This window comes from Undibacterium sp. Di26W (genome assembly GCF_049340265.1).
In the GTDB taxonomy this organism is placed as follows: Bacteria; Pseudomonadota; Gammaproteobacteria; order Burkholderiales; family Burkholderiaceae_D; genus Undibacterium.
This window is the reverse complement of sequence record NZ_JBMPOR010000002.1, coordinates 274,704-284,194: the sequence shown is the minus strand read 5'-3', so window position 1 is coordinate 284,194 and position 9,491 is coordinate 274,704. Positions and strand designations below refer to the sequence as shown.

Annotated in this window: 10 protein-coding genes; 3 read left to right on the top strand and 7 right to left on the bottom strand. The window is 49.6% G+C overall.

The genetic code is table 11. From position 1 onward, the window contains the following. Positions 1 to 33 precede the first annotated feature (33 nt). Positions 34 to 2,187: a TonB-dependent receptor plug domain-containing protein gene (locus ACO0LM_RS03680; RefSeq protein WP_423034439.1), complete on the top strand. Its 2,154-nt coding sequence runs from the start codon at positions 34 to 36 to the stop codon at positions 2,185 to 2,187. Positions 2,188 to 2,386: 199 nt separating this feature from the next. Here ACO0LM_RS03680 and ACO0LM_RS03675 read toward each other — a convergent pair whose 3' ends face one another. The 5 genes from ACO0LM_RS03675 to ACO0LM_RS03655 form a co-directional block, all read right to left on the bottom strand. Next, complete coding sequence (locus ACO0LM_RS03675; protein WP_423034437.1) at positions 2,387 to 3,046, bottom strand: prepilin-type N-terminal cleavage/methylation domain-containing protein; 660 nt, start codon at positions 3,044 to 3,046, stop codon at positions 2,387 to 2,389. A gap of 110 nt (positions 3,047 to 3,156) precedes the next feature. Further along, positions 3,157 to 4,212, bottom strand: a complete 1,056-nt coding sequence (locus ACO0LM_RS03670) for a sensor histidine kinase (RefSeq protein WP_423034435.1) — start codon at positions 4,210 to 4,212, stop codon at positions 3,157 to 3,159. After that, positions 4,205 to 4,816: a response regulator gene (locus tag ACO0LM_RS03665; protein ID WP_423034433.1), complete on the bottom strand. Its 612-nt coding sequence runs from the start codon at positions 4,814 to 4,816 to the stop codon at positions 4,205 to 4,207. Before ACO0LM_RS03665 ends, ACO0LM_RS03670 begins: the two co-directional genes overlap by 8 nt. Next, positions 4,813 to 5,526, bottom strand: coding sequence for a hypothetical protein (locus tag ACO0LM_RS03660; protein WP_423034431.1), 714 nt, complete (start codon positions 5,524 to 5,526; stop codon positions 4,813 to 4,815). The genes ACO0LM_RS03665 and ACO0LM_RS03660 overlap by 4 nt, the downstream gene beginning before the upstream one ends. A 2-nt stretch (positions 5,527 to 5,528) precedes the next feature. Continuing rightward, positions 5,529 to 6,296, bottom strand: a complete 768-nt coding sequence (locus tag ACO0LM_RS03655) for an ABC transporter permease (protein ID WP_423034430.1) — start codon at positions 6,294 to 6,296, stop codon at positions 5,529 to 5,531. Between the two features lie 185 nt (positions 6,297 to 6,481). Between ACO0LM_RS03655 and ACO0LM_RS03650 the strand changes: the two genes are divergently transcribed. Together ACO0LM_RS03650 and ACO0LM_RS03645 are read left to right on the top strand one after the other, a co-directional pair. Further along, positions 6,482 to 7,432: a type II secretion system protein gene (locus ACO0LM_RS03650; RefSeq protein ID WP_423034428.1), complete on the top strand. Its 951-nt coding sequence runs from the start codon at positions 6,482 to 6,484 to the stop codon at positions 7,430 to 7,432. A 13-nt stretch (positions 7,433 to 7,445) separates the two neighbouring features. Beyond that, entirely contained in the window at positions 7,446 to 8,306 is an 861-nt protein-coding gene (locus tag ACO0LM_RS03645; RefSeq protein ID WP_423034426.1) for a hypothetical protein, read from the top strand. Between the two features lie 28 nt (positions 8,307 to 8,334). Here the strand turns inward: ACO0LM_RS03645 and ACO0LM_RS03640 are convergent, their stop codons facing one another. Both ACO0LM_RS03640 and ACO0LM_RS03635 read right to left on the bottom strand, forming a co-directional pair. Beyond that, a complete protein-coding gene (locus tag ACO0LM_RS03640) occupies positions 8,335 to 8,808 on the bottom strand; it encodes a hypothetical protein (RefSeq protein ID WP_423034424.1) in 474 nt (157 codons plus the stop codon). Then, entirely contained in the window at positions 8,805 to 9,491 is a 687-nt protein-coding gene (locus ACO0LM_RS03635; protein WP_423034422.1) for a hypothetical protein, read from the bottom strand. Before ACO0LM_RS03635 ends, ACO0LM_RS03640 begins: the two co-directional genes overlap by 4 nt.

Here is a 9,491-nt window from a genome sequence, read left to right as displayed (position 1 = left end):
GTCCACCCGACGATGGCATTGAGCGTCACGAACATGGCCAAATTGCGCGGTGTGAGGGATCGTGAAATCGATCACCGCCGCCGCATGAGCGCTTACGTGCTTAGGGCGACACCCTCCGTACTCTCCGCACTCTCCGTGATTCTGTTCGGGCTCGTCATGCTGCCGGTGGAAGCGCGGGCTGAAGATCCGGCCAGCCCGACAGTGACGGTGACAGGCAAGAAAGAGCCAGTTGTCAAAAAGCTTGATAAGACTGTGTATGACGTTTCCAGCATGCCAAGGGCTGCAAATGGTACTGCGCAAGATGTTTTGCAGGCGACACCTACTGTGTCGGTGACGGCCGACGGGCAAATCTCGGTCAAGGGAAATTCCCAGGTGACGGTCCTGGTCGACGGCAAACCGACGGCGATGATGGCGGGTGATGAGCGGGTGGTGGCGCTACAGACCATGAGTGGCGCCGACATAGCCAGCATAGAAGTCATCACGAATCCGTCCGCCGCCTACAATGCCAATGGCGGAGCGATCCTGAATATTGTGTTGAAGCGAAACCGCAAGCCTGGTGCACGTGCGCAGATACAGGGCAGCGCCGCCGACCAGGGCCTCTGGAATGTCGGCATGTCGGGCGATGTGACCGGAAACGATATAAGCGTGCATGGCAACCTGGCGTTCCGCCACGATGGCACGCTGAAATTTCGCCAGTCAGCAGTTGACTGGAATAATTCTATCGGTGGCCAAGGCGGACAAACACTGCAGACTTCGGAAGTGTTCGTCCGTCGCATTGTCGAAAGCGCCGCATTCGGCGTCGATTATGTCTTAAGCGACATGGATAGCCTCAGCCTGTCGGCCCGATATAATAATCGGCGGTCGCGTCCGCTGTTCGACGTGCTCAATCAGAACCGTACGGGCGCTGCCGAGACCATCTATCATCGTATCTCCTACGGCCCCAACCAGCAGTCCGATGACAGCGCCAGCCTGAGTTACAGCCACCAGGACAATGAGTCGGCGCTGAAGGCAATGGTTCAGCGCAGCGATACAACCGGCCTGATCGACAAGTCTTATAGTGATGTGTTTGTCGAACCGGTGCGCGCCATCGCTTACAGTCATGGCGCTACCAGGTCGAAGCGCCAGCTTAGTCAGGCCACCCTCGACTGGAGTCGCTCAGCGGAACACGGCCAGTGGGGCATGGGTCTGGACATCCAGGACAAGGCGGACGATATCTACAACTACCAGGCGTCCGTCTATCCTGCGACAGGCACCGAAATACCTAATCCCGATACGACCAACGCTTACGCCGTGATGACCACGCTAAGCGCAGTCTATCTGACCGATAAGATCACGCATGGGAAATGGGAAGCGCTGCTGGGCGGACGGGCTGAGCGCATGGCGTTGAGGGTGAGCCCGGCAAAAGGTATCATGCAGACCGGGCAGTGGCAGGCATTCAATCCCAGCCTTCACCTGAAATATGCCGCCAGTGACCAAGCTGACCTGACGCTCAGCTTTCGCCGCAGTCTGCAGATGCCAGATCCGCGCGACCTTAATCCTTTCACCACCTATGTCGATGCGCAAAACCTGAGCCGTGGCAACCCCGGCCTCAAACCGCAAATCCTGAACGCATGGGAGCTTGGTACGAATGTGGACGCCCAGCACCTGAGCAGCAATCTTGATTTCTTCTATCGTAGCAGCCGCGATACAGTCACCGATGCGCGCAGTTTTGACACCGACAACGTGCTTGTCACCTCGAAGCAGAATGGTGGGCGGGCCCGCTCGGCCGGCATAACAGGCTCTCTCGATTGGACGCCTGAAGGGACCCTGCGTTTGGGCATAGACGCCGGCGTCTATCGCGTGCTGCTTGATACCCCCGATTTGTATAGCCTTGTGCACCAGGACAGTATTTCTGGCTATATGAATCTCAGAGCAGCTTACAGCTTCGGGCACAACGACCTGTCGCTGAATGCTAATTGCCAGTCGGCAGGAATCACACCGCTAGGCCACTATGGGCCAACCAGTAATGTCAGCCTGACCTGGAAGCATCAATTGACCAAGACGCTAAGCTTGACGGTCAACGCCAACGATATTTTCGATGGCAGCAAGCGCAGCTATAGGACAGACACGAGCACTTTCCGTCAGACTGGATACGATCATTTCGTCGCACGGCGCATCTATGTGGGCTTTGTAAAAAAGATCGAGTGATGTAGAGAATTGAATGCGCGGCGAGGATGGCACACCAATACCGTGTTGCCTTGCAGGGATCTCGGCGTATAGGTGATGAACGGTGGGGGAACGACGAAAGAATTGCGGAAGAACGGTAAAAAAACTGCAAACGAATATGTAGTATTCGTTTGCAGTTATTCCAATCAGTATTTGCTCTTATTCTGCTGCGGAGCCACTATTACAGTGGACGGCACAGTGTCCATGTATTCACAATAGTGGTTTCATTGTAAGCAGTAGCTGCTGGTGCGGCTGCCACAGGAGCCAATGGATTAGCTGCACCGTTAATGGCACGTGCATCTCCAGTACTGTTTTGGTCGATACCATCAATGATGGTGTCAACACCACGCGCTTGCTTGGTAGTCAAACCTGAGGTACATGCAGAAAGGCCTGTCAAGCCATAAGGCCCAACGGCTACACCAATCAGACCAGTTGTGCCGGCTTTTGGCAATGCGGCTACACCAACGGCGGCTGGGTCACCGGCAATAAAACCGGCACCACGCAGAGCTTGCCAGAAACTAGGCTCTTCACCCGCATTGGTAAACGCTTGTGCAGGAGTGATTGCGAGCACATTATCGGCGTTGCCACCGACAGTAGAAGTCCAACCCCGGCCAGTCATCGTAGCCAATAATTCATCGCCCGGGACAGCGTGAAAACGGTCAACATAGCTATTGTATGCAGCTGAAATACCACGCAAGTCAGCAGCAACTGATTTGATGCGGGAATTCTCTATCATCTCCTGGCCTTTTAAAACACCACCAAGCAGCAAGCCGATAATCACAAGAACAACAGCAATTTCAACCAAAGTAAAACCAGATTGATTATATTTAACAGATTTCATATGTTCTCTCAAAAAAGAAATGAAGGTAATTTAGCGGTAACTTACCACAGTTCAACTATTTAACAAGGTGTCTAATTTATTTACATGTGGCAATGTCTTGATTGCAGGCATTATTTTGTAACGTGAACTAAAAATTGTAATTGACCTGTTTCGGATTGCCCCACGCTGATTACTCCATTGCAAATTCGCAACATTTGCTTGGTTTGATACAGTCCTATACCGAGGCCAGCCGGGTCACTGCTCCAAAAGGGCTCAAATAAACGCTCAAAATGACTTACTGGAGGCGTGTTCTTGGCTGAAATATTGATTTTTATATCAGACTCATTATCTTGAATGGTAATAAAGACATGTGGTTTGACTTCTGCTTCACGCAGATTGATATCGTGGTAATTTTTTAAAATATTGTCTAACGCACCGTCCAGCGTATTTTCTGGCACGCTAATTTGTGCGTTACCAGTGATCGTGCAATCAAGGTGATATAGCTTGCATATTTGAGATAGCTCTTCGTGTAATTGCATCTGGCGTAAGGGATTTTCACGTGATTGCCCTATGGTGAGCGTCCGCACTATATGGTCGGCGCGATGCCGGATCAAAGGTGCGGCTGCACGCAAGTAATCAAGTATCTGTTGCTCTTTGCCCGCAGGTACGGTAGCGAGTTGATCGCTCATTAACTGAATAAACTGTGCAACATTTTTCATGTCGTGTTGCAGAAACAAGGTTAATTTCGACATTTGCGAAAACGTCGCATCGATTGTTCCTGCTTTGATCCACATATCTGTGCGCAAGAGAAGTAAAAAAGTCTCAATCAGTGCTTCGTCAAAATAACGTCGTTCATTGTATTGGCTTTGCTGAAAATCAATGGACAGTTTCATTTCTCCGACTTCGATTTCCCTGTGGACGCTGGCGCCGCTGGTTTTGCCGGCGCTGCCTTCCATTGAGATACCAAACCAATCCAATTTCCAGGTAATGCCACGTACTCCCGAATGCGCAAGCACTGGCCAGGCATTTCGCAAGAAAACAGGCATGTCGAACTGAAGTTGTTCATTGAGGCGAATCAGTGCCAGACTAAGGTGGTTAGCGTTACGCGCCTGTAACCATAAATACAGCAGTACCGCCGCAATGGTGGCACCTGTCAAAATGAAAATTGGATAGAGATGTTCAAGCATCGCGCTCAATACCAAATTTTTTCAGGAAATAGTAAATATTCTCTCGCTTGACGCCCAAACGCTTGGCACTTTGATTGACGTTGAACCCGGTTTCTTTCAGGATTTGCCGGACTAATCTTTCTTCCGCATCGGTTCGCACACCCTTTAAACCGTCTCCTATCTGGGCGTTGATGGCAATCCGGGTAATGCCTTGTTGGTTCAATTCACGTTCTTTCTGCAAGAACAGTAAGGCGCGTCGCACGGCGTGCAAGATGGTATCTGCCTTGGCCGGTTTGGCGATGAAATCAAAGGCACCTTCTCTAATTGCTTCCAGGGCTGCTGCATCTTGATCTTGCCCCGTCAGTACGATCACTTTCACTGGCAGTATCGCTTCCTGAATTGCTTTCAGGGTAGCAATGCCTTCGGTAATATTGTGCATATCTGGTGGCAAGCCCAAGTCGAGAATCACCACGGTAATTCCTGGATCGGCACGCAATTTTTCTAGTCCTGCTGAACGTGATTGCGCCTCACTGACGATAAAATCCTGCATGGTGAGAATCCCACGCAACATGATGCACAAGGCAGGATCATCTTCAATGATGAGAATATGTGCTTGAGTTGTCATGGGTTCATTTTTATTTTTTGTTCCAACTCTGTAAGGCTTTGCTCCAGGAAGCGATACTCATACTTATCAGTAATTTGCCCACTTTGCAGCAGGCCACCAAGCAGGATTTTTGCGCTTTGCAATTCATTCATGTCTTCCAGTAAGAATATTTCCATTTGCTTGGCCCAGCCAGGCACATCGCTACTGGTTGCATGCAGTAATATCGCATGCGCGTATTTGCGTGCCAACGGCATGTCATGCAGCCGATGTCTGGCGAGTGAAACAGCATGTGTCATCGACTTCCAGCGATGATTGGGGTCGAGCAGAAACTGCCGGTATACAAAATCCAGCATCCTGCGCTGTTTGTTTTCATCCGGAATTTCGCCATAAAGTCGACTGGCAGCAAACAGAGGGTATTGTCCAGCAGGATCCAGCTCCAGAATCCGGGTAAGCCATGCTTCCAGTTTAATGTAGTCAAGTTGTTGAAATGAGAGATTGCGTCCGGCCTGATTGTCAAAAGCTTGCAGATACAGCATCATGCCCTTTGCCATCGCAATCGGCTCACCAAAGCTAGTTATTTTTAGCGTGGATAAAGATGGTGCAGGCATCAAATCTTCAGCTTTGGCGATCTTTGATGGCTGTGCTAAAAACCAGGAAATTTGTACAAAAAAGCTCAACGCTAATAGTAAGAGTACTGGTTTGGGTACCGCAGAGATGGGACGCTCGCGCATGATCAGATATTCTTGCGGTAAAAATCAAATAATGCTGCAGAGCCCGCCAAGGCAAGAAAAATCAGGCTTTGCGCCAACAGGGTAGATAATTCTGACCAATTGCCTGTCTGATAAACCAACCATTCGGTACGCGTGAATGTATCCAAATGGGGTAACACAGCCGACAGGCTATTGATCAAAAAGGCAATAGCCTGTTGGGATGTCGAATGCGCGCTCAAGGAATCCTGTCCTATCAACTTGATGGCAGAAATGACGCGAGACAGCAGGTAAAATCCCATGACTATGCTTAAGGCCGCTATGGTTTGCCTGAAGCTCAACACGCATAGCAGGCTAAACGCGGCCACAATCCAAAGCTCGCAAATTAATGAAATTGTCCAAAAGACGGTTTGAGGTAATGCAGTAAAAAACATGGTCAGCAAGCCAAATGGCAGCGCAGCAATCACAGCAAGTGCCGCGAAGCCAAGTAATTTGCCGCATAGGTAGGCTGTGCGTGAAAGCGGTAATGCCAGCAGCAACTCCAAAACTTTATCGTTGATCTCACGTACCATGCTGCTTACTACAAAGGTGGCGAGCAAGAATACAGCGGAAATGCGCAAAAATGCTGCCATTAATGCAATTTGAATTTGACTGCTCTCGGTTAAGGCAAGCTCTTTCAGGAATCCGCTCAAACCAATACCCGTGAGAGCAACCAGCAAAAGCAACCAGGTCAAGTGATTGCTTAATGCTTCCAGTAAGGTGTAAAAGGCGATGCTGCGGATTTGTCGGTGCATAAGATCAGTGCTGAGGTTACGTCAATAAGTTACGTCAATAAGGTACGTAAATAAGTTAAATGAATAGTTAACGGCTAAAAAATTTGGTTTTTGTCAGAGTTGGGCGGGAAGGGGATTCTATTCTTAAATGTTTTAATATTACCTGCTAAAATCGTTTTTACCAACGTAGCTGGGAGCAGGCAAGGATGTATAGAATTTCCCCTCAATCCTGTCGTGGATTCACGATTATCGAAATGGCAGTGGTATTGCTGATCGCCAGCTTAGTGCTGGTGATGGCTATAAACCTGACTGGCAGCATGCGCGACACCCAAAACCGGCAGTTGGTACAAACAAAATTGAGTACACTTGATACTGCAATTGCGAATTATGTAGCGATCAACAAACGACTCCCATGCCCCGCGAATGGCACCATTGCGAGCGGTGCCCTGAATGCCGGCGTAGAGGCACCATCTCCGGCAACTGGCACTTGCAATCCCGCGGCGCAGACTTATGGTGTTGTTCCCTGGGTGACGCTAGGCCTGACAGAAGAAGATGCAACTGACCCCTGGTTCGCCAGAATGACCTACAGAGTTGATCCGGCTTTAACTCAAATCATACCTTTGTTGATGGATATGAGCAATTGCGACCCGGCTGCAACCGGACCAACTGGCGCTGGGGGCAACTGTCTGGTACCCGTAGCGCCATGTACGGCAAGTGCCGCATGTACATCAGCTTCCAGTTTCCTGAATGGAAAAGGGCTTGATGTCTGGGATGGGAAAAATGGTGCTGCCGGGTGGGCATCACGCCAGAATAATCGTGGCGCAGGAACGGGGGCGGCTTACGTCATTATTTCTCATGGTACGACGGGTGCCGGTGCCTACAATAAAAACGGTGCTGCCGGACCATTGTTTGCCACTCAGCAGGGCTCCATTTCGATTCCGAATCCTGTTCCACCTCCTGCAACACTTGTTGCGGGTAATGATGAAATTCCCAATATGAATGGGCAAAATATTGCACTTCCTTCTGCACAGTTAACCACTTACAGGGATGCACCACTAAACGACATTAAAACCCAGGCGCATTTCGACGATTATCTAAGTCACCCCACCATCATGTTCGTATTAAATAAGGCAAATCTTGGACCGCGCGTACATTAAGCATCAGCGGGGCATGGCGTTGATGGTCTTTGTTTGCGTAGTGATGATTGCTGCGATAGGCATTTTTGCGAAATGGACCTTGCAGCAAACGGAACGTCAACTCAGCAACCAAACTGCTGTCAACGCGACTTTGAAAAAAATTGACATTGCTTTGGCTAACTTTGTCGCTCAAAACAAACGTCTTCCGTGCCCGGCAGATGGAAGTATCGCCAGTGGCTTACCAAACGCGGGAATCGAAAGCCCTTATCCTGCTGCTGCACTTTGCACACCGGCGACCCAGGCCAAGGGGGTCGTACCTTGGGTAACATTGGGAATTTCTGAAGCCGAAGCCACCGACCCCTGGAATGGGCGGATTACCTATCGTGTACAAGCTGCTTTAGCCAACTCAGTGACCAAACTCATGAATATGAGCTGGTGTGACCCTGCCGGCACGACGACTGGTGCATCGGGTTTAGCACTTGCCTGCACTGCGGCATGCAGTGGCACGGCATGTATGCATCCTTTGAATTTTCTGTATTCCAAAGGATTGCAAGTTCAGGACGGATTGGGGGGCTGGTTGAATCGACCTGCACCGCCGTGGGCAGCAGTCCCGCCACCACCGAATTCTAGTGGGGCGGCCTATGTGTTGATTTCACATGGACCAACTGGGGCGGGTGCCTACAACAAGAGTGGAAATATTCAGCCAGGTTCAGCGGTCGTCGGTACGAATGAAATGGTCAACCGGAATAACCAGGCACTGACCGGCGCGACTATTTTTATCGACGCCAAGCCTGACAATACATTGACAGCCAGCCATTTTGACGACTATTTGAGTCATCCAACAATTTCTACCGTGTTGACCAATGCCAGCCTGGGGCCCCGTTCTCCGCACTAGATCAATACGCCTCAATCTAAATATTGCGTCAGTCCGCGACTTTTTGCTGTGTTGTATTGCGTGTAGGCGCATAGACCTCAACAATCTTGCCTGTACTCTTGTCAAAGGTCTGCCCAACTTTTAGATTCAATGGTTTTCCTGGTGAGGGGGTAAGTGACACGACAGGTGTCTTTGATCGCTGCTGCCACACATGGATGACTTGAGATTTTTCGTGTTCGTTTTGCGGTACTTGATTGATCCAGATGGTATTCTTGCCGCTGCTACGTGTGACATATCCATCGAATGTGAATTGTTCGACTGGTGGTACTTTAGATTCCGGGGTGGAACTGGCAGGGGCTTCACTCTCCAGAACTTTCTTGGGTTCGCCGTGTTCCCGCAATTGATCAAGTTGAAGCCGTTCTGCCGGAGTCAAAAAAAGGCGTCCAATCGATGTAGGCTCTGCTGCCATGCAAAGAGAGGGTATTGATTGAATGGTTAACACAAATAGCAATGCGCGCATCATTGGCTTTCCTTACTGGCTGGCACGGGACGGCCCATGGTTATCCAATACAATGTGCATTCAGCCTCCAATCGTGCCGATAGCAACTTGTCTTTGGCAGCTTCGATAGATTTTAGCGAGCATGCCTGTGGGCTGAGAATACCTTTGGCACTCAAATCAGTAAGAAAGGTGAGCATATCCAACTCATGCAGCAATCCCATTTTTACCACGAGCTTACTTCCTCGCAACTCCAGTTCTCCTATCGATATTGATGGGTCAAGCTGGAAATTTTTTTGAGGGAAAATTTCGTAAGCAATGGGTAATAATTTGCGGCTTTCCTGTATGGAATGCACATATTCAATGATATCCAATCGGTTTTCATCGCCAACGAATCCTCTTCGCATCAGTTGGACATAACGAGGCTGAAATTCGCGAATGTCATTCTTCTCATTGACTGCAAGCGTGTATTTTCCTTGTGCCTGATCAAGCTCAGTCTGTGCCTGCAAATTAATTGCTTCTTGCTTTAATAATACTAACTGACTCCCGCCTACCAGTATCAATGCAATGACTATGCATATGCCGAGCTTGATGCTTGCTTTACGTATGATGGGGAAATCATCTCGAAAGAAAGAATGCGCTACAGCGGCATCTTTTGGAGAAGTGGAAGCCGGGCTGGGTTTTGCAGGAATAGGATTTTTCTGAGCCAT